Source organism: Aliterella sp. E5.1 (assembly GCF_057473825.1).
This window is the reverse complement of record NZ_JBYCCV010000007.1, coordinates 33,675-54,750: the sequence shown is the minus strand read 5'-3', so window position 1 is coordinate 54,750 and position 21,076 is coordinate 33,675. Positions and strand designations below refer to the sequence as shown.

Annotated in this window: 20 protein-coding genes; 6 read left to right on the top strand and 14 right to left on the bottom strand. The window is 42.1% G+C overall.

Translation table 11 applies throughout. The features are described from left to right. Window positions 1-3: 3 nt before the first annotated feature. From AC2VE5_RS04580 to tyrS, 4 genes are all read right to left on the bottom strand, one after another. Window positions 4-705: a Uma2 family endonuclease gene (locus AC2VE5_RS04580; RefSeq protein ID WP_486886596.1), complete on the bottom strand. Its 702-nt coding sequence runs from the start codon at window positions 703-705 to the stop codon at window positions 4-6. Between the two features lie 104 nt (window positions 706-809). Beyond that, entirely contained in the window at window positions 810-1,343 is a 534-nt protein-coding gene (locus AC2VE5_RS04575) for a hypothetical protein (RefSeq protein ID WP_486886595.1), read from the bottom strand. Beyond that, window positions 1,340-2,050 carry an orotidine-5'-phosphate decarboxylase gene (pyrF, locus tag AC2VE5_RS04570; RefSeq protein WP_486886594.1) on the bottom strand — a complete coding sequence of 237 codons (711 nt, stop codon included), beginning with the start codon at window positions 2,048-2,050 and terminating at the stop codon, window positions 1,340-1,342. Before pyrF ends, AC2VE5_RS04575 begins: the two co-directional genes overlap by 4 nt. A 9-nt stretch (window positions 2,051-2,059) precedes the next feature. After that, a complete protein-coding gene (gene tyrS, locus AC2VE5_RS04565) occupies window positions 2,060-3,307 on the bottom strand; it encodes a tyrosine--tRNA ligase (RefSeq protein WP_486886649.1) in 1,248 nt (415 codons plus the stop codon). Between the two features lie 267 nt (window positions 3,308-3,574). Here tyrS and AC2VE5_RS04560 point away from each other — a divergent pair, with 267 nt between their 5' ends. After that, the gene (locus tag AC2VE5_RS04560; RefSeq protein ID WP_486886593.1) at window positions 3,575-5,485 is read left to right on the top strand and encodes a transglycosylase domain-containing protein; all 1,911 of its coding nucleotides are present in this window, start codon (window positions 3,575-3,577) and stop codon (window positions 5,483-5,485) included. A gap of 32 nt (window positions 5,486-5,517) precedes the next feature. On the opposite strand, the gene AC2VE5_RS04555 is transcribed toward AC2VE5_RS04560, so the two are convergent. After that, window positions 5,518-5,841 carry a DUF1825 family protein gene (locus tag AC2VE5_RS04555; RefSeq protein WP_486886648.1) on the bottom strand — a complete coding sequence of 108 codons (324 nt, stop codon included), beginning with the start codon at window positions 5,839-5,841 and terminating at the stop codon, window positions 5,518-5,520. A gap of 183 nt (window positions 5,842-6,024) precedes the next feature. Here AC2VE5_RS04555 and AC2VE5_RS04550 point away from each other — a divergent pair, with 183 nt between their 5' ends. Both AC2VE5_RS04550 and AC2VE5_RS04545 read left to right on the top strand, forming a co-directional pair. Then, complete coding sequence (locus tag AC2VE5_RS04550; RefSeq protein ID WP_486886592.1) at window positions 6,025-6,411, top strand: NINE protein; 387 nt, start codon at window positions 6,025-6,027, stop codon at window positions 6,409-6,411. A 24-nt stretch (window positions 6,412-6,435) separates the two neighbouring features. Next, entirely contained in the window at window positions 6,436-6,948 is a 513-nt protein-coding gene (locus tag AC2VE5_RS04545) for a ComEA family DNA-binding protein (protein ID WP_486886591.1), read from the top strand. Here AC2VE5_RS04545 and lepB read toward each other — a convergent pair. The 6 genes from lepB to AC2VE5_RS04515 all read right to left on the bottom strand — a co-directional run bounded on the left by lepB (window position 6,945) and on the right by AC2VE5_RS04515 (window position 13,863). Continuing rightward, entirely contained in the window at window positions 6,945-7,514 is a 570-nt protein-coding gene (lepB, locus tag AC2VE5_RS04540; protein WP_486886590.1) for a signal peptidase I, read from the bottom strand. The genes AC2VE5_RS04545 and lepB overlap by 4 nt on opposite strands. A 179-nt stretch (window positions 7,515-7,693) precedes the next feature. Then, entirely contained in the window at window positions 7,694-10,117 is a 2,424-nt protein-coding gene (locus AC2VE5_RS04535) for a sucrose synthase (protein ID WP_486886589.1), read from the bottom strand. Window positions 10,118-10,246: 129 nt separating this feature from the next. Beyond that, window positions 10,247-11,770 (bottom strand): carboxypeptidase M32, encoded by a 1,524-nt coding sequence (locus AC2VE5_RS04530; protein WP_486886588.1) that lies wholly within the window; start codon window positions 11,768-11,770, stop codon window positions 10,247-10,249. Window positions 11,771-11,853: 83 nt separating this feature from the next. Then, on the bottom strand, window positions 11,854-12,390 hold the full coding sequence (gene pyrR / locus AC2VE5_RS04525; RefSeq protein WP_486886587.1) for a bifunctional pyr operon transcriptional regulator/uracil phosphoribosyltransferase PyrR: 537 nt from the start codon (window positions 12,388-12,390) through the stop codon (window positions 11,854-11,856). 37 nt (window positions 12,391-12,427) lie between these two features. Continuing rightward, entirely contained in the window at window positions 12,428-13,381 is a 954-nt protein-coding gene (gene cbiB / locus AC2VE5_RS04520; RefSeq protein ID WP_486886586.1) for an adenosylcobinamide-phosphate synthase CbiB, read from the bottom strand. A 38-nt stretch (window positions 13,382-13,419) separates the two neighbouring features. Next, on the bottom strand, window positions 13,420-13,863 hold the full coding sequence (locus AC2VE5_RS04515; protein ID WP_486886585.1) for an Rrf2 family transcriptional regulator: 444 nt from the start codon (window positions 13,861-13,863) through the stop codon (window positions 13,420-13,422). A gap of 719 nt (window positions 13,864-14,582) precedes the next feature. Here AC2VE5_RS04515 and AC2VE5_RS04510 point away from each other — a divergent pair. Continuing rightward, entirely contained in the window at window positions 14,583-14,981 is a 399-nt protein-coding gene (locus tag AC2VE5_RS04510) for an AbrB family transcriptional regulator (protein WP_486886584.1), read from the top strand. 1,090 nt (window positions 14,982-16,071) lie between these two features. Then, window positions 16,072-16,461, top strand: coding sequence for a hypothetical protein (locus AC2VE5_RS04505; protein ID WP_486886583.1), 390 nt, complete (start codon window positions 16,072-16,074; stop codon window positions 16,459-16,461). Window positions 16,462-16,488: 27 nt separating this feature from the next. On the opposite strand, the gene AC2VE5_RS04500 is transcribed toward AC2VE5_RS04505, so the two are convergent. The 3 genes from AC2VE5_RS04500 to AC2VE5_RS04490 are packed head-to-tail and all read right to left on the bottom strand — an operon-like array spanning window position 16,489 to window position 19,776. Continuing rightward, on the bottom strand, window positions 16,489-18,090 hold the full coding sequence (locus AC2VE5_RS04500; protein WP_486886582.1) for an ArnT family glycosyltransferase: 1,602 nt from the start codon (window positions 18,088-18,090) through the stop codon (window positions 16,489-16,491). A gap of 19 nt (window positions 18,091-18,109) precedes the next feature. Next, on the bottom strand, window positions 18,110-19,387 hold the full coding sequence (locus AC2VE5_RS04495) for a recombinase family protein (protein WP_486886581.1): 1,278 nt from the start codon (window positions 19,385-19,387) through the stop codon (window positions 18,110-18,112). Between the two features lie 26 nt (window positions 19,388-19,413). Beyond that, the gene (locus AC2VE5_RS04490) at window positions 19,414-19,776 is read right to left on the bottom strand and encodes a VOC family protein (protein ID WP_486886580.1); all 363 of its coding nucleotides are present in this window, start codon (window positions 19,774-19,776) and stop codon (window positions 19,414-19,416) included. Between the two features lie 154 nt (window positions 19,777-19,930). On the opposite strand from AC2VE5_RS04490, the gene aroC reads away from it, so the two are divergent. Beyond that, window positions 19,931-21,022, top strand: coding sequence for a chorismate synthase (gene aroC / locus AC2VE5_RS04485; RefSeq protein ID WP_486886579.1), 1,092 nt, complete (start codon window positions 19,931-19,933; stop codon window positions 21,020-21,022). Window positions 21,023-21,076 lie beyond the last annotated feature (54 nt).

Here is a 21,076-nt window from a genome sequence, read left to right as displayed (position 1 = left end):
TTTTTAAATCGTATCTGGATCTACACCTAATTCTCGCAGCTTGGCGGCTAACGTTTCTGCTCGCTGAGTTTGTTGTTGAGCGAGTTGAGTTTGTTGTTGAGCAAATTCCTCTGGTGTTGGAACTAACAACCCAACAGCAGTAAAAAAGCGTAATTTTCGATTGTAGATACCTAAATATAGTTCTAACTGCTGACTCCACATCCAACCCCGCTCGTTTGGTTCTATTGGCTGATATGTGCCGCTAATTAGACAAAATCCCGCAAATTCTAAAGTTTCTGGATCGAACCAAAAATAGTCTGGAGTGCGGAAAGTATCTTGATAAATCTGTTTTTTTAAGCCTCGATCTACCGCCGCCGTAGATGTAGACAATAATTCGATAATTATATTCGGGTACAAGCCGTCTTCTTGCCACACTACCCAACTTCTACGAGGTTTGCGCTCTGTCCCCAAAACTACAAAGAAGTCTGGACCCCGAAAATCCTCTGATTTGCGCCGCCGTTCGCTATAGTAAATAGTTAAATTACCTGCGGCATAAAAATCGTTTCTGTCTTGCCACTGCCAGTCAAGGCACTGTAATAGTAGGATAATTTGCCGCAAATGCAAGTCGGTTTCCAAAGGTGGCTCATCGCTGTAAAATTCTCCTGAAGGAACGATAACATCTTCGGGCAAACTTTCGAGAATTTCTAATTCTTTGGCAACAGACATAACTATTTTAGGTACAGATTGCTGCTTTAAGTTTAACAAGCATGGCTTTTCTTAGAAAACAATAGGGGAGGCAAAGCCACACCCTATTTTTTCCGCCAGACCAATTATCGCAACGTTCCAGCTTGGCAGTCTCGCAGCCAAGTATTTACAGCTTGAGCGATCGCGCCATTACTACTTTCTCTTGGTGGCGTTGGTGGTTGTTTATTAGGGTAAGTTCCGGTACTAGAAAACATGAAAGCCAACCGCCAACCGCTAGTTGTCCGCGTCAAAAATAGCCAATGATACTGTTGCAATTGAACTAACTTTCCCGTGCTGTATTGTCGCTCCAAAGTAGTTATAAATACTTGCTGCGGCTGCTCAGTATTAGGTGTTGTTGGAGTATACTCTCCAGGACCAAGAGATAAGGGCGCAAATTCTGGTTTTCCAGCCAATAGCACATAACTATAAATATCCACGCTTCTATTTAAACGGCGAGACTTTTGGTTGACGCGATTAGTGTAGTTGGGTAAGTCTTTGACTAATTGATTTGTTAGCGTCTCTACATCTTGCTTTTGGCAGTTAGATAAAGGTGTTTGGGCGCAAGCATTGGAGGCTGTAAGCCATAATATGCAAGCTGCAATCCCCATTTTTAAGCTCATGCTGCTATTTCGTCACAAATGCGCTGCCAAGCTATTTTAGGGTCAGCCGCCGCCGTAATTGGACGACCAATAACTAAATAATCTGCGCCAGATGCGATCGCTTGTGCTGGGGCCAGACTACGTTTTTGATCTCCTAATTCTGCCCAAGTTGGACGTACACCAGGACAAACTAGCAAAAAATTCTTGCCACAACTATGTTTTAGTTGCTGTACTTCTTGGGGCGAACAAACTGCCCCTTCTAGCCCCGATTCTTGAGCCATTAAAGCCATTTGCAGGGCATAGTCTGGCAATTCTAAAGGAATTTTTAGATCGAAGGCAAGCTGCCGCGATGAGAGGCTAGTTAGCACGGTAATTGCAATCAATTTAGTTGGCACAACCCCCGCTTCTTGAGCGCCTTGTTGAATTGCGCCATGAGCCAAATTTAGAGCTTCTCTACCGCAGGTGCTATGAATAGTGAGTAAATCTACACCGTACCGCGCCGCCGCTCGACTTGCTCCAGCGACGGTATTAGGGATATCGTGCAGTTTCAGGTCTAAAAATACCTTTTTTTGCCGCTCTTTGAGGATTTTTACAACATTAGCGCCAGTGCTGACAAATAGTTCTAACCCTACTTTCCAAAAAGTAACTTCTGGCAACTTGTCAATTAGCGCTATAGCTTCAGCTTCAGTAGATACGTCTAATGGAACGATGATTTGCGATGGGGACATACTAAATTATTACGGTACTAGGCGGATAAATTTGGTTTTGCCAAACTGTAAAACTTTGTCATACAAAGGATTAGGATGATCAAATCCCAAATCGGCTTGCTCAATTTTTTCTCCATCTAAGCGGATAGCGCCGCCTTGAATTTGCCTCCTCGCGTCTCCATTACTTTTACACAAGCTGCTGGCACTAAGAATATTTGCTAACTTTGTGGGAAACGCAATTGAGGAAAGAGAAAACTCCGGTACAGAAGCCGATTGAGTCGTAGTACCACTGACTATAGATAAAGCTGCTTGTTGGGCTTGCAATCCCGCTTCCTTGCCGTGGTATTGAGTCACAATATCCAAAGCTAGGAGTTTTTGGCGATCGCGTGGATTTGCTGGTAGTTGTGCTAATGATAAATCTGTCAACAACTCAAAATACTGCTCTAGCAAGCTATCGGGGGTTTTTTCTAGTTTTGAGTACATCGTTAACGGATCTTCTGATAATCCCACATAATTTTGCAGCGACTTAGACATTTTTTGTACGCCATCTGTCCCTAACAAAATTGGCATTAATAGCCCAAACTGCGGTGTTTTGCCAAAATGTTTTTGTAAGTCTCGCCCGACGGCAATGTTAAATTTTTGGTCTGTACCGCCCAATTCTACATCCGCATCAATAGCAACCGAATCGTAACCTTGCATCAACGGGTACAGAAATTCATGCAGATAGATGGGATTTTCTTGGACGAAGCGATCGCTAAATCCTTCTTTTGCCAACATTTGCCCTACAGTCATAGTCGAGAGCAATCCTAAAACTTCTGCCAAATCTAGCTTTGCCAACCACTGAGAGTTGTAACGTACTTCCAATCTTCCTGGCGTATCAAAGTCTAAAATCGGTCGGACTTGCTCTAGATAATTCTGGGCATTTTGCGCTACCATTTCCCCAGTTAGCTGAGGACGTACCTCTGATTTGCCTGTAGGATCGCCAATTCTGGCAGTAAAATCACCAATAATTAAAACTGCTGTATGTCCAGCGTCTTGAAACGCTCGCAGCTTCCGCACTGGAATACTATGACCGAGGTGAATATCTGTTCCTGTTGGATCGATGCCCAATTTTATCCGCAAAGGTCTATCTGTCGTTTTAAGCAGCTTTTCCAGGCTTTCTTGAGGATTATCGCTACTGGTGCGATCGGGGAAAATTTCACTTACTCCCCGACGCAGCCAATTATTACTCGTTTTGCCAAGTTGGGAGTTGATGCTACTGGTTTCTGGGGTTTGCATCCCATTGCTGGATGCTTTTTTCAACTTAGAAGTAAACTTTTTTCTTAACTCCAAGTCACTATTAGCTGCTTTTTTAGTTAAATTAATTACATTCACTAGCAATTTACTTTTATTTTTTGGCTCGTCAAACTACTATAATTGCAAAAATTAACTCTCTTGTCTGTGGAAATCTGGAGAGAATTTCTTTCCCCAAGTATTCAAAATTTTCTGTTACTACCATTAAAACCCCTGAAATTAATATTATTTAAGTGAGGAAGTTAAATAACTGTGTCATCTAGTATTGTTCACAAAAAAGATAAAAGCTCTAATCCTAGTTTTACATTTGTTAAAGATATTACCAAAGTAACGGGGGGAACACTCCTCGCGATTACGATGTTGGGGAGTGCGATCGCGGCGGGGGGATTAGTAGGTCTAGCAATTAGTTTCCGTAACTTGCCCGATGTCAGAGTGCTACGCACCTACATTCCGGCGGAAACTAGCTACATTTACGACATCAAAGGCAAGCTTTTCTCTAGCCTGCACGGTGAAGCCAACCGCGAAGTGACACCCCTTGATAAAATTTCTCCCGAATTGAAAAGAGCCGTAATTGCGATTGAAGATAGCAATTTTTACTACCACAAAGGTATCAACCCGATTAGTGTGGGACGGGCGCTAATAGTCAACTATCAAAAGGGTGCGGTTAGAGAAGGTAGTTCTACATTGACGATGCAGTTGATGAAAAATGTCTTTCTCTCGCGCCAGCGTACCTTTAGCCGCAAACTAGCTGAGGGAGTGCTGGCAATCCGCATCGAACAAATTTTGACCAAAGACCAAATTTTGGAAATGTACCTCAATCAAATTTATTGGGGTCACAATAACTATGGCGCTCAAACTGCTGCCCGCAGCTATTTCAACAAATCGGTAGGAACTTTAACCTTGGCTGAATCCGCGATGATGGCGGGTTTAATCAAAGCACCCCAAGAATACAGTCCGTTTGTAAATATGCAAAAGGCAACCGAGCAACAGCATATTGTATTGAGGCGGATGCGCGACTTAGGATGGATTACACCCCAAGAGGAAATCAACGCCCGCGCCCAAAAAATCAAGCTAGGCACGATTAGGTCGTTTCAAGGTAGTGCAAGCCCCTATGTAACTAATGCTGCTTCCCGCGAGTTAATCCAACGCTTTGGACGTGATGCAGTATTAAAAGGTGGAATGCGGGTACAAACCACCGTTGATGCCAAAACGCAAGCCATGGCAGAAGAAACGGTAGTCAAATGGCATCGGCAAATACGCAATCAAGGTGTCCGTGGCGATCAAATGGCGCTAGTGGCGATCGATCCGCGCACTCATTTTATTAAGGCGGTTGTAGGTGGTGTAAATCCCAAAAAGAGTGAATTTAACCGTGCAACTCAAGCTATACGTCAACCCGGTTCTGCTTTTAAACCGTTTGTTTACTACACAGCTTTTGCAACAGGCAAGTATACTCCCAATTCAGTCGTCTCCGATACTCCCGTTAGGTATCGAGAGGCTAGTGGTTATTACTATCCCAAAAATTATGATGGCTCTTTTGGCGGATCGATGTCCATTCGTAAAGCTTTAGAAGTATCGCGCAATATTCCGGCAATCAAAATTGGGCGGGCGGTAGGAATGAATAAAGTGATCGAAACTGTCCGCACTTTGGGTATCAATAGCCCGATGGAACCTGTAACCTCTTTACCCCTAGGCGCAATTGGCGTAACGCCGCTAGAAATGGCTAATGCTTATGCCACGTTTGCTAATTATGGTTGGCAATCAGAGCCTACGGTAATTGTCCGCGTTACTGATAGCAGTGGAAATGTGTTGTTAGACAATACTCCCAAGCCGCAATTAGTATTGGAACCTTGGGCAGCAGCTTCGCTAACAAGTGTCATGCAAGGGGTAATTAATAACGGCACGGGAAAAGCTGCCCAAATCGGTCGCCCCGCCGCCGGAAAGACAGGAACAACATCTTCCGAGCGGGATATTTGGTTTGTGGGCTATGTGCCACAATTAGCAACGGCTGTGTGGGTTGGAAATGACAACTATCGCCCGCTAGGGAAGGGTTCTACAGGTGGTACTTTTGTAGCACCTATTTGGCGCGACTTTATGACCAAAGCTTTGAAAGATTCGCCAGTGCAAAACTTTCGTCCGCCGTCAGACTTCGATCGCCCTAAATAGCAAAGTTTTTGAGTTTTAAATTAGCTTAAAACTCAAGGCTGCTTTTCTAACTCAGCTTTCATCCGCTCTAAAGTAAAGTTCATCTGGTCGAACATTTGCTGCGGGGTAACACCAAATTGATTTAGCTGAGTTTTAAGCTGTTCTACAGTCATCTGAGCCATAAAATCTTCTGATAGTTCAAAGCGCTTCATAAAAATTCGATAGCGCTCCATCATTGATTCCATTTGCTCAATAAATAACTTTTTGCCGTCGCGGTCAAATTTGCCGTAACTATTACCCAGCTTTACCAAAGCTTGGTATTCTTCAAATAGTTGTTTGGCTTCTTGTTGAACTATCTCAGAGTCAAAAAATCCCATAGCTCTTTTGGATAACAAAGTTGCGATCGCCCAAAGTAAAGATACTTTGGCGTTTAATATCATTCTAGTCTAGACTAAAGGTTTAGCTTAAATACCTAAATCGGTGAGATTTCTGCCCTTGACTAATTGGTAACTTTGTGTATATAAGTTATCTTGCTATATACAGTTTAGAGTTGCCGGAAAATGAGCGATCAGTCAAAAAGTCGAAAAGTTGCCGCAGTTTTAGCTTTAGCAGGAACTTTCAGCCCCATCGCTGGCTGGCATAAGTTTTATTTAGGTCAGCCTGTATGGGGGTTAGTATACTTGCTGTTATCTTGGACACCTATTCCACGCGCGGCTAGTGCCATTGAGAGCCTATGGTACTTGTTACAAAATGAAGCAGAATTTGACGAAAACTTCAACCAAAATGGCGACTGGCAAAATTACCCGTCTAAAGCACTAACAGCGCCAAATAATGTTATGGCAATTTCTGAAGCCTTGCGTCAGCTAGACGGTTTGCGCGCCGATGGGCTAATTTCTGAGTACGAGTTTGAGCAGAAACGCCGCCAAATGTTAGATAAAATTGCTTGAGCATTATCTATAATTCACCTACTCATGCAATGGCTCAATTCAATTCAATCAATCCGCACTAAGCTACTAAACGATCCTTATTATCGACTGCAATCGACGGCAGAAATTGCCATTGCGGCAGATTTGGGCATCGCAATTGATGTCAATAAAGCCAAGGTAGACGATTGGTTGCGGCTACCTGGATTGTCTATTCATCAAGCGCGGAGCTTAGTGCAACTATGCCAAGCTGGGGTGCAATTTTGCTGTATAGAAGACATTGCCACAGCTTTGGGTATTTCTGTCCAGCACTTGCAACCATTAGTACCTGTACTTAAGTTTTATTACTACGATGAAGTTGTAACCGTTGCGCTTTTTAGTCCAAATACTGCCACGATAGAGCAACTAACAGAACTTCCCGCTATAGATTTAGCGTTAGCTCAAGTTATAGTCCAAAATCGCGAATTGCAAGGTGCGTATCGCAACTTAGTAGATTTTCAACAACGGCTATCGCTACCAGGGGCTTTAATTAGCCAATTGATGTATTACTTACAGTTTTAGACAAAACCAATGCGACTAAGGGGCCAAAAACGAAACCTCGCCCGACCAATAATATTTTCTTCAGGTAAAAACCCCCAAACGTGAGAGTCGTTACTGTCATTGCGGTTGTCACCCATAACAAACAAACTATGTTCGGGTACTTGCTGAGGTAACAAGCGATAAGCCGGAGGCTCAGCAATATAGTTTTCTTGGAGGGGATGATTGTTTAGATATACTTTGCCATTGCTAACGCCTACCGTTTCTTGGGGAGTCGCAATCACGCGCTTGATGAAGGCTTGCTCTTTATCGTAGGCAGTTTGTAACTGCTGGGGAGTATGGAAAACAACAATATCTCCCGTAGCTGGCGGGTGAAAACGATAGGAGAGTTTTTCGACTACTAAGCGATCGCCTGTATGCAAAGTCGGTAACATAGAATCTGAGGGAATATAGCGCGGTTCTGCAACAAAGGCGCGGATGAGCAGCGCTAAACATAAAGCAATAAAAATTAGCTGAAAATTCTCTTGCTGGGAGCGCCAAACCCGCAACCATACAGGCGCTTCTATTGATTTTTGGTCTTCAGAAGTCATACAAAAATTATTTAGTCCATAAAGGCGATTAGCTTTTGTGCGCTCAAAACAGCTATTTTACCAACTCCAGTTAGTAGAATAGCTGCTAATTCTAAGTCTAAGAGAGGTTGTACCGGAAAGCAGAGGACCAGAGGGGAACAACTCAAAAAAATAGTTATCTGCGTCCCCCATCCAAAGCCTCAACGATGACTATGTTGAGCTAAAAGTGCCTGCGCTCTTGGCTTATAGATTAAGTAAAACAATGCCTCAATGTAACGCAATAAGTCTTCGCGGTTTTCTTTAGAAGTAAAGTTCCAAAAGCCATAAATTCGCGCCAGCGTTAGCAGCTTTGTAGTATGAATTTTCCAAGTATAGGTACTACAAACTCGGTCAATACCCCTTGTCGAAATTTCATACCAGTAATTGGGATTTTGTTCGCATTTAGTAACAAAATCAATAATTTTTTCGGCGGTTTCTTCTAAATTTGTGGGGTTAATGTAAAAGCCATTAACTTTATTTTGAATAATCTCCAGGGGTCCGCCAAATTGAGTAGCAAAAGTTGGCAATCCTGAAATCATTGCTTCCAAAACTGTCAATCCAAAGGCTTCAAATAACGCTGGTTGAACAAATACACCCTGACGATCGGCAATTACCCGATAAATTTCTCCCGACTCAGACTTTGAAAGGCGCACCCCCAACCAGCGAATTTTGCCATACAAATTATATTGTTCAATAATCTGGTATAGCTTTTCTATTTCGTCTCGTTCTTCATTATCCCCAGATTCTTCTAAGCGCAACTTACCCGCAACTAAGATTAAATTGCAATGTTCTTGCAATTGTGGGCTTTTTCCAAAACATTCAGCTAATCCCGTCATGTTTTTAATTCGGTCAAGCCTCGCCATAGAAAAGATTGGGCGTTTATTTGGATCGTCAAGCTTGCCAAAAATTCGCGCGGAGTCTTCAAGGGTAAATAGTAAATCCTCCAACTGATTGCGATCGCTAATTACTCGATCTTCTGTCCGCGAGTAAGGAAAATAAGCTTTTTCATTTACGCCTGGCGGTACGACATTAAACTTAGGACTAAATAGTTCAACGCCACTAACTACGTGATACAACTCTGGCATTGTAAAACACTGGTACGATTCGTATTGTCCTATACTATCGGGCGTACCAACAATTTCTTGGTAGGTGCTACTAATAATAAAATTAGCAGCATTCATAGCAATTAAATCGGCAGTAAACTGCAAAGAAAAATGATACTTATCATCGAGTTCTTGCCAGTAAAGATTGCTAAACAAGTATTTAGATTTCTCTAAAGCATGAGCAATATTACACTGAGTTACTTTCAAACGGCGAGACAAGAGAAACGCTACTAAGTTTCCATCCGAATAGTTACCAACAATTAAGTCTGGCGCACCTTTAAATTCTGCTAATAATTCTCTTTCAGCGTCTATTGCATAAGTTTCTAAGTACGGCCAAAACTCAAAGCGAGAAATCCAGTTTTGCGTCATGTTAGGGTTGAAGTCCCGCAACGGTACACGCAAAATCCAAGCATTATCTGTATCGTGGACTTTTTCTAAACGTTGATTGCAAAGCGTACCATCACTATTAGGAATTAGCCGCGTTAAAATAATTACTTTGGGTTGAACTCCAAGTACATCCAAGCCCGCCAAAGTTACATCTTCTTGCAGTTGTTTTTCTAGACTTTTTGCTTGGTCGAGAACGTAAACCACCTGACCGCCCGTATCTGGTCGTCCCAAAACTCCCTCTTGACCAAACCAGCCGTGAGGAGACACAAGCACGATTCTAAACACCATTGGAATGCGGGAAATAAAGGCTTCTAGGGTTTGGTGATCGGGAGAATCAATTAATTCATCCAAAATTTCTAAAGTTTCTCTAACGCGCCCTGCTGTATTACCCCAGCCAGCTTCTAAGCCCATCAATTGCAGAACAAAGCGGAACTTTTCGTAAGGTTCATCAATATCTAAATCGGCTACAAAGGTTAAAGCTTTTTTGATTTTTTCTGATAGTTGCTGTTGAGATTGAATTCTGCCATTAATCAATAATGGAGTGCTATCGTATTTGTGCAAGCGCAAGAAATCAAATAGGCTTTCTAGCCATTGCTTGGGATCTTGAAAAAGTTTGCTAGATAAATAGCGATTAAGAAATTGTACGCCTTTGCCAATATTTTTAGGGTCGCGGATTGTGGGGGTATAGTCGTAAAAAGGTTGGAAATCTAGTTCCAACATATCGCCTTCGTTGGGATGGTAGCGATCGACAAAGCGATCGCGTACATCTAGCAACTCTTGGACATTTAATCGCTCAATATTTAATTCTTCTGTTAGTCTGTATACTTCTTGACTAGCAATTTTTGAGCGTAAAATTAGGCAAATACTGCCATTTTCGCGGATGATCTCTTGAGTATAGTAAATAAGCTTGCCTAAATTAGAAGAATTATGAAATTCTTCAGGCTTTTGGTATTTGGTACAATAATCTTTATAGGCGTTTAAAATTTCATTGCGTAACAAATAGAGTTTTTCTTGATGGCGCAATTCGCTAATAAAAGAGCGTAAGTCATTTTTTTCTTCACTAGCGATTATAGTTTGGATCAATTCTGCTGACATAACATCTCCTATAATAAATTAATGACTATCAAATGATTAATTTGCAAAATTTTAATTACTTGTGCTTCCCTCTAGGGGGGGCAAGTTAATAGTTGGGAGTTCGAGAAATCTCTCTAACTCCCAACTTAATTAAAGGTCGTATAATTCACCAAATTTTTGCTTAATGTAACCAATAAAAGGGTCAATACTCAAAGGTCTACCTGTGGCTTGCTCAATTAGTTCCGCCGCCGTGTACTTCCGCCCATGCTGGTAGATATTTTGTTTGAGCCAGTTGTGGAGGGAATCAAAATTTCCTTGCTTAATTTGGCTAGGAATTTCCACGTTAGCGTCAAGCGCCGCCTCAAAAAACTGAGCGCTCATCAAGTTGCCTAGGGTATAGCCTTGAAACATTCCACCTACCATTCCACCGTACCAATGCACATCTTGCAATACGCCGTCCGTATCGCTTGGGGGTACAATTCCTAAGTCCGAACGATAGCGCTCGTTCCAAGCGGCGGGTAGATCTTTGATAGCTAACTTGTCTTCGAGCAAATCTAACTCCAAGTCAAAGCGAATCATAACGTGCAAATTGTAGGTTACTTCATCCGCGTCAGTACGAATCAAACTGCGCTCGACTTTATTGATGGCGCGGTAGAAAGTGTCTAAAGAGATTTGCTGAAACTGACTAGGAAAAGCAGCTTGTAGTTGAGGATAGAAAAACTGCCAGAAATTACGGCTGCGTCCGACTAAATTCTCCCACAGGCGAGATTGACTTTCGTGAACGCCTGAAGATGTACCAGAAGCAAGAGGAGTTGCTTCAAATCTCCGGGCAATACCTTGTTCGTATAAAGCATGACCCGTTTCGTGAATAGTGCTAAATAATCCTTCGTTTAAGTCATTTTCTCTAATGCGCGTTGTAATTCGTACATCCCCAGTCGAAAACTTAGTCATAAAGGGGTGCAAAGTCTTATCTTGCCTGCCTCTATGAAAGTCATAGCCTAGTTGTTGAATAGCTTTGAGGCTAAAAGCTAATTGCTCGGATTCGGGGAAATATTGATGCAAACAAGACGCATCGGCGAGAGGTTGGGAAGAAATAGCAGCAACAATGGGTACTAATTGCACTCGAAGTTGAGCAAACAGGGCGCGCACCGATTGAGCATTCATCCCATAATCGGACTCACCAATTAAAGGATCGGCAATATGCTGGTAGCCAGGAAAATAGTTCGCCATTTCCCGGCTAAATTCCAAAGTTTTTTCTAAAAAAGGTGCGATCGCATTGAAGTTATTTTCTGGTCGGGCTTTTGCCCAAGCTTCATAACATTCGGCGCTATGTTGAGAAAATTTAGCTGTAAAATCTGGAGGAATTTTTACAGAGCGATTGTAGTCGTGGCGGGCAATCCGAATTAAACTCGCTTCATCAGAGTTATAGTCGCAATCGGTTTCATAGTCGCGTAAGTCTTCTAGTAGTTGTCCGATTTCTGGGTTGGTAAATTTGGTATGGGCGATGTGTCTCAAGGTCGCTATTTGTCGCCCCCGCGCCGCCGCACCACCTGGAGGCATATAAGTAGCCTGATCCCAGTAAAGCAAGGAAGCGGCAGATTCAATGTCGTTCACTTCCGCCAAGCGAGTTTTTAATGCTTGCAGTTTGGGATGAGTCTTTTCGAGAGTTTGCATACCTAAAATATTGATACTGGTTTTATCTAGTTTGACGCGAGAAATGAAACTACTGCCACACTTTGGGTTTAATTAGATTAAACCTAACTGCTAATCAATTCCACCCCGTCTCGTTCGTCACAGCCTTGCAAGTAAACTTTAACTTTTTCATCTTTAGAAGTGGGCAGCTTTTTGCCTGTAAAATCTGGGTGAATTGGTAGCTCCCTATGACCTCTATCTACAAGTACCGCTAACCAAATAGTCGTTGGTCTACCATATTCATTTACAGCGTTTAAAGCTGCGCGAATTGTCCGACCTTTATAAATAACGTCATCTACTAGCAAAACTGTTTTCCCAGTCAAGTCAAAGGGAATATCCGTTTTAGCTGGAGTCCTCACCCCCATTTGATCTAAATCATCCCGGTAAAATGTAATATCTAGCGCCCCAACTGGAACCGCTATACCTTCTAATACCTCAATTTGTCTAGCCAAATTTTCCGCTAAAACTACTCCTTTTGTATAGATACCTAAGATTGCTAAGTTGGACAAATCGCGGGATCTTTCAATAACTTGGGAAGCAAGGCGCGTCATCGTCCGCCGGATTTCTTCAGAGGATAAAATTTCAACGACTTTTGCCGCCATAGTTATCAATCCCTATTTGCTTGGTAAGTAGAATAATTTAAGTATTTATCAATAGCATCGCGATCGCAATTGATAGCCAAGTCAAAAAACAATAGCGAGTTAGTTGCAAAGCTTGGTAAATCCTTTCTGCGGTAATTGGATAAATCAAGTTTCCAAGGAGCGGTTTGGGTTTAGCTACTCCACGATACCAATTTATCCCCCCTACTTGTACGCCTAATATCGCCGCATAGGCGCACTCGCTCCAGCCAGAATTGGGACTTGCGTCTTTAACAGCATCTCGAAAACAAATTTGCCAAACTTGCCTAGGCTTACCAGACAATAATGCCAAAGTTAACACTGTTAAGCGACAAGGAATCCAAGTTAGATAGTCTTCCAACCTAGCGCTAAACCAGCCTAAATAAGTATAGGGTGCTTCCCGGTAGCCAATGGTTGAATCTAGCGTACTAGCAGCTTTGTAGGCTAGGGCTAAAGGCACGCTGCCAAGGGGTGTAAATGCTCCAAAAATTGCATAAAATAAGGGAGCCATTACCCCATCGGTGGCATTTTCTGTTACGGTTTCCATTACCGCGCGTAAAATTTCTGGTTCTGTCAGGTTTTCGGTATCTCTACCAACGTATTGGCTTAAGCTCTTTCGAGCTTGCTCTAAGTTACCTAGGGCAATTACTTGTAAAACCCTATCTGCTGCCTGTCTTAAACTCTTTAGGGCAAAACAACTAGCTAAGATAATGCTTTGGGTGGCAATGCCAAACCAGGGGTGAATCAAGGATGAGCCATAAGAAATTGCCCAACCAAATACACCACTGCCAACTATTAACGTCAGTCCCAAAAATATCCCTTGGCAGCGTTGCCGTAAAGGGCGAAGTTCTGGCTTGAATCCAAATAGTTGAATAAATCGATTTATTGCCCAACCCATCACCTGCACTGGATGCAGCCACTTCCAAGGGTCGCCAATTAAATAGTCTAAAACCGCCGCAACAAGCAAAATAATCATTGATGACTAGGAAAAATCTTCTTCTTGTTTTTCCCGGTCTAAACGACAAAACTGATTGCTTCTCCTTGAGATGCTTGCCAACTCCGGGCATCGTAATACAGATCGGCAAGAGTTATAGCATACAATGCTTCGGAGAGTTTTTGGTGCAATCTTTGCCATAAAGTAAATGTCACCCAATCCTCCGCTTGGGCTGCGGTAGGCTTGTGATGGGGTAAAGGTTCAATTGTTTCTCCCACCGCCGCGAGAATTTGCCCCAACGAAATTTTTTCTGGCGATTTGGTTAATTTGTAACCCCCAGCAGCACCACGAACTGACTCTACTAATCCCGCACGGCGCATCTCTATTAGTAATTTTTCTAAATAAGGTGCGGGAATATTTTGACGCTGGGCGATTATTTTCACGGCGATTGGCTCCGCGCGTGGCTGTAAGCTCAAATCGAGCAATGCTTTAACGCTATAGTGTCCGCGAGTTGTTAATTTCATCTAATAGCTAATTATTAAATATGCGATCGCTATCTAATACGAATGAATTTATCGCATTTGCTCTTGAGATCAAACTAAAATTTTAGCCAGTAGATAGACGTAGCTAATCGTATTATGGCTTGCTTCGCGTCTACTTAATAAATTGTAGGTTTGTGCCTGCTACTTAAAATATTTTTATCCGTTCATAATTTTCAGCTTATTTTTGTTTTTCTGCTTTATTCTGCGCTTTTTTGTGTATATCTCGGAATTTTTGCTGTTTTTCCTAGTGCCACCAGGCAACTTTATTTTTTTAGGCTATGTTTTTATTCGCTTTGCCTAGACAACCCAATATATTAATATTGGGCGATCGCCAGCTTTCAGAAGATATATCTAATATGATTAAGTTATTGATAGGGCTGGCAATTAATTTCACTATTTAGAGTTAATTTGTCTTTTTAAAGTCTTAGTAAAGTTATCATTTTGCAATCAAAATTGGTGTACTATGATTTGCTAAGCTAACCCACAGCTAAGTAATATCACACCCTTGGCAGAACTAACTTTCGTCAAGGTCTAGGCAAAAGTCAAAGTAGAAATAAAATTCAAAGTTTGCTCTATTTGATCCCCGTATTTTGCTTGTTTTTACTGACTTAAGCCGCAAAATCTGTTGCTTTAAAGCTATTGTTAGCTAAAATAGAACTTAGCCGAACAATTAAACCCCATTAGTTTACTTACTTAAGTCGATGAATAAAAAGAAAAAAGTAGAGCCATTAACTGGGCAAGAACTTCTTGATAAAGTTAAAGAGTTAGAGAGTATTAGCAAAGAAGAAAAAGCCAAAGAGTGTGGATACTACACAGTTACCAAAAATGGTGTTGAGCGGGTCAACATGATGAAGTTTCTCAATGCTCTGATTGATGCGGAAGGTATTGAATTAGATAGTCATAGCAATTCCGATGGGCGGGGAGGACGTAGTGCCAGCTATAAAATTAGCGTCCAGAGAAATCAAAATTTGTTAATAGGATCAGCGTACACAAAACAAATGGGCTTGGAGCCGGGAGATGAGTTCAAAATAACTCTAGGGCGCAAGCATATTCGTCTTCAGCAGGTAGATAGAGAGGACGATACCGAAGCTACAGCCTAATGGAATAAAAAAGAGGAGCAAGGAGTTTAACAAACTTAATCTCAACTCCTCAGTACAATCAAAAATCTGCTGGCATCAAGCCCTAAAGGGAAAAATCTCACTGGTAAAGTAGCAATAGGTAATGACGGAAAACATTATTTGTTGCTGCAAAACTATCTATGTAATAAAAAATTTTATCTTGCTCAAAAACATCTTTCCTATTTCAGGCTCATAGGCGAATTTAGCAATCTCTCATCTATCTATCGGGGTAAATCAAACTACTTTTACTAATAAAAAACTACAAATTGATATTTTTAACTAATTGTGATTAAAAATATGCAGTCATCGTATAGAATTAGTGCAATTTACACATAACTAGAGCAAATAATTGCAGGTATGTCTCAAACTGCTGAGGCGTGTTTTTATAATTTTTAAAACGCATTTGGTGCTTGTAATACTCGAATATCCCCTAATCTCCTTAAAAATACCCTTATTATGAGGGGAATAACGATTCTAAATCATTAGCTACTGACGCAAGACTTTTATCTCGTCTTCTCAAAAGATTGTCCGCGACGAGGTTATTAAGATTCCTCGTCGATAGTAATTTTACTGCAACAAGGCTACTTTATCTAAGCTTTATATATTCCTCAAACTGCCAGAATTTTTAATTTTTGTTGCCGATTGCTAGCAGCGACAAGCCTTCTTATGTGTATAAAGAGTATGCTTTTAGGGGGCTTGGGAGGCAAGGCGTGACAACGCAAACCCCCCAAAACAATTGAAGCACAGCTTTAACGTGGGACTGCTGGTGAAGAAAGTTAAAAACTCCTCGATATTGCCGACCCGGAGTGATTAAACTGGGAATGAGGGTTTGTTTTGGCGCAGCAACTCATCCAAATAGTAGCTATAAATAAAAAACTGGCGTACTGCTGGTCTTAGTAAATAGGATTTTACTATGTAAAGGAAGCTAAAATCTACTATAGCGGTTGAAGCGCAATTGTTTTGAAATTTAATTCAAATAGCGATCTATTACAAAAAAACGGGCAATACTTTAAGTTAGGACGCTCAATAAATTCCTTTGGAGTAACGGGACTCACGTAAACTAGGCTGACGTATGAACACTCACACATTCGGTAATCATTATACTACTTGCCCAATTTGTCAAAGAAGCAGTAACCTCAAGCTGGTCAAAATGTGCAATGGATTATTTACTTGTAATTCATGCCAAGAAAAATTAGTAGTTACTTGGAGCGGTCATTATGTCCGCGATCCCTTTAGTGGCAAACAAGTATTAGTGGCTCAACTGCTACGCCGTCAAAGCACTCCTTGGGCAAGAATTATTCGTGACTTAGCTGCAATCAAGCGTCCTTTTATGTATGTGGCTATCGGGGCGTTAATTGTGGGTGCTAGTGTTTTTACGGTAGAAAATGTCAACCGCCAGCAGAATTCCTCAAATCAAGTAGTAGAAGAAATTAACAAGATTAATAACCCACCAAAGTTATAAAAATGTAGGCAACACAGAAATTTGTAACTACGGGCTGCTATTTTCTCGCTTAATTAACGTCCAGCCTTCTCTTGTCCCCAGTTGTTGAACTGACTTTAAGCTAAGACTTTTGAGTGTAGCTGTATTGACGAGCAAGTAGGGTTGTGCTTGCTGTTGCCAATATAGTTTTAGCTCGTTATTACTAGCAGGGACGACTTGGCGATCGCTATAAAAGTCCAATGAAGGACGATGATAGGGGAAAGAAGTATAAATTTTTTGCTTTATAGGCGTATTGCTTTGAATCATAGCTGCCACAGGTTTTACTGGGTACGCTTCGGCTAATTCCCAAACCCAATGACGAGAAGTCACAAATAAAGCCAGGGAAAAATAACAACCCCAAAACAAAATTACGATAAATTGGCGATCGCGATCGGAGGCTAAAATTGCTGCAATGGTCATTGTTAGCGCTACGCAAGTTGAGATCAACTGTAACTGCGAGTCTTGAGCGGGACTTAGGGGGCTAAAATACAAGCTACCACCCCAGGTTAATAAAGCTACCAAAGCTAATAGAGCGATCGCACTGCGAGAGTAACTTGAGCGCGATTTATGCCAAATTTGGGTAATTTGAACTCCCACAGCCATTGCAAAAGCTGGGTAAATTGGTAAAACGTACCAAGGCAATTTGGTTGTCATGGCCGAAATTGCTAGTAAGTAAACCCCCAGCCAAACAACAATTAGCTTGGAGTAGCTAATATTGCTATTAATCCAAGTAAAACGAAATCCTTGGGGTAAAAATAGCAGCCAGGGAAAGGAATATTTAACAATTTCTAACAGGTAATACCAGGGTGGCTGGGCGTGATTTTCGACTTCTTGCCAAATCCGACGAAAAGACTGATTGACTATGGCAGTCTGGGTAAAAGAGTTACCGTAATGCAACCATTGGGCAATATACCAACTAACTACCGGAGTCGTGCCAATCGCAATTCCAAACCACAAATACCAACTTGTCAGTAGGCGAGGTGTATCCCAACACAGAAATAATAAAGCGATCGCACCTAGCAATAATCCTAAAAACCCCTTGGTAAAGCAAATTAATCCTAAACCAATACCTACACCCAAGCAGTAGCGCAAATTACGCCGACTCCGCAACACGCACCAAACTGTAAATACAAAAAAACTTACGACTGCGCCATCCAACATTGCTAGTCGTCCATGACGTACCATGGGCAGCATTGTCAAGTAGACTAAGCTTGCAAAAATAGCAGTTATTCGTTGCGGGAATATTTCTCGACCAATACTGTAAAGTAGCGGTACAGACAACGCCGTTAAAATTGCCCCAGGTAGCCGCGAAGTCCATTCATTTACGCCACCACTGCGATAAGCCAACGCAATCAGCCAATGGATAAGGGGTGGTTTATTTAGATAAGGTTCCCCCCCCAAAGTAGGATAAAGCCAAGCGGAGGAACCAATGGGCTGAAGGGAAATTTCGCGGGCAACTTGAGCTACTGTACCCTCATCCCAATCACGCAAGGGCAACCCGCCCAAATTGAGCGTAAATAAGATTAGTGCGGCGACTAATAACCCAAAAAGCCACAACCAATCTTGCAGGATGAGCCTATGGGTAAAATTTTTATAATGCAAACGAGCCATGCAAGTTTTGAAGCAACTTCTAAAAAATAAAGATAATTTGTAGTTCCCAAGTTTTATCTTGGCGTATTATTTCAATTTGCTGAATAAACTCTCTAAAATAAAATCGCCGCTCTGATTCTGATAAATCGAGCCAAAACTGAGGAATAGAAACCAATTGAGCCACCGATCGCAAATTTACTGGGGGCAAAGTTGCTAGTTTACCCTGTAGGGCTGAAATTTCGGTGCGGAGGTTGTAAGTGCGTAAAGTTGCTGTTTCTACATCTAGAATGCCATTATCAAGCAAAACTGGTAGTTGGGTGAGGATTTCTTGCTTAGTTGCAATGTCTGCTAACCAAGAATTTTTTACTCCATTTAATTGAGAAAAATTGATTCCAGTTACAGCTAGAGGCAAATCGCGGCAAATAGTTTGAATTGTCTGCTGCAATACTTCCTCATAAGCTAAGGAGCGACACTTGGGGCGATGGGGGCAAGCAGTAGGGCGCAAGTAAAGATATTCGTTGGTTTTGCGGGGCTTAGTGACGCTAACAACAGTCATGGGAGACGAGCATAGGGCGCAAGTAACCAATCCTGCTAAAGAACGGTTGGCGCTGGCTGTACGCGATGGTAGGCGACGGTTGCGACGCAATAAGCGATCGATTTGGGCGGCTTCTTCTCTAGAAATAATTGATGTATGAGTATCGGACAAAATTTGTCCGTTTTGATAAGCAGTATCGCCTCGATAAACGGGATTAGTTAGCCAACGCTTTCCAGTAGTGACAGAGATTTTTTTACCGTATTTTTGGGCTAGGTAACGCACCGCACCACGCAAAGAGCCGTAGAGAAGAAAGCGATCAAAAAAGTCTTTGACTACGGGGGATGTAGTACGATCTATGGCATAACGATCTTTGATTCTTCGGTAGCCGTAGGGAACTTTACCGGGTGGGGTGAGGGCGTTGAGGCGGTTGCGGGCGTGTCCTTGGCGGATACTGCGGCTGCGCTGTTCGTACTGAATTTGTTGCAGTTGCAGCAAGTCAGCTTGCAGGTTACCAGTAGCTTGTTCGGTAGTAATTAGCTTGATATTGAGCGCGACAAGTTCTTCGATGCGGTTATTGATTTCTAAGATAGAGTCGCCGAGTTCTTCGATGCGGCGAATTAGGAGGTAGTCGGCGGGTTCGGTTTTTGCGTCACGCAGTAATCGTTGCAATTGCGATCGCGCTCCTAAGTCTTGATATAGTTTATCTAGTTCCCATCCCCATAGATCCGGTTCTGGTGGGGCTTCGAGCAACGGGTTTGTGTAAGTGTAGGCGATAATTTTCATTGACGAACCGCACTAGAAAAAATTTTTCAAATTTGGGTGAGTTCTACAATATTGTTGTCTGGATCTTTGGTAAATAAGGCGGCTCTACCGGAAGCGCTGAGTTGGATAGGGCAATTATTGGCAATTAGTTGAGTTTTAGCGGCTTCTAAATCGGCAACGGTAAAGGCGAGGTGTGGGTTGCGTCCCCATTTTTGTTTGTTGTGTAAGTCGGTGGAGATCGATAAATCAACTATGAGGTGGAGTTGAAAGTTGCCGATTTGATACCATATACCGGGATAATTGAGAGTGCGGTCAATTTTGGTTAATCCGAGGACATTGCTATAAAAATCCTCGGCTGTTTGTAAGTCAGTTACGAGTAAGGCGGTATGGAAACACTGGGTGACTTGCATAGTTTAAGCGATTACTGTTCCTTAATTTTTAGCTAAGAAACCTAAAGATTACGCAATTAAAGGTGGATTTTTAGACCAAAATTTCTGACTTTTAACTTTTGGCTGGCAACTTGTTTATGCTAGAAAACATCAGGCTATCTTATAAAGACGCATCATGGGTAATACTTTTGGGCATTTGTTTCGAGTCACTACTTTTGGTGAGTCTCATGGCGGTGGCGTTGGGGTAACAATTGATGGTTGTCCGCCACGCTTGGAGATTACCGCCGAGGAAATTCAAAAGGAATTAGACCGCAGGCGACCGGGGCAAAGTAAAATTACTACACCGCGCAAAGAAGCTGATACTTGTGAGATTCTTTCGGGGATATTTGAGGGCAAAACTTTAGGTACGCCGATCGCTATTTTAGTGCGAAACAAGGACACTCGCCCGCAAGATTATGATGAGATGGCGCAAAGCTATCGCCCTTCTCACGCCGATGCTACTTACGATGCTAAGTATGGAATTCGCAATTGGCAAGGTGGCGGACGTTCGTCAGCACGGGAAACTATTGGACGAGTAGCAGCAGGTGCGATTGCTAAAAAAATTCTGGCGACAGTTGCTAATGTAGAAATTGTTGCCTACGTCAAGCGCATTAGAGATTTAGAGGCGGTAATCGATCCAAAAACGGTTACTTTTGAGCAAGTTGAAAGTAACATTGTACGCTGTCCTGATGCGGAATCTGCCGAGCGGATGATCGAACTTATCGAACAAGTGGGACGACAAGGCGATTCGATTGGCGGTGTGGTTGAATGTGTCGCTCGTCATGTACCAAAGGGTTTGGGTTCGCCAGTATTCGACAGAATAGAGGCGGATATTGCCAAAGGTGTAATGTCTTTGCCTGCAACTAAAGGGTTTGAAATTGGTTCGGGGTTTGTGGGAACTTTGCTAAATGGCAGCGAACACAATGATGAATTTTATACTGATGAAAATGGAGAAATTCGCACAGTAACTAATCGTTCTGGTGGCGTTCAAGGTGGTATTTCTAACGGTGAAAATATTATTTTGCGGGTAGCTTTTAAGCCGACAGCGACAATTCGTAAAGAGCAACGCACTGTCAATAAAGAAGGCGAAGAAATGCTGTTAAAAGGTAAAGGTAGACACGATCCTTGCGTGCTTCCTAGAGCCGTTCCGATGGTAGAAGCGATGGTAGCTTTGGTATTGTGCGATCATCTGTTGAGGCATCAAGGGCAGTGTAAAATATTACCCTAAAATTAATTATAAGACAGGTATTGTGCCTAGTTTTTACATCTTATTATTAAAGCT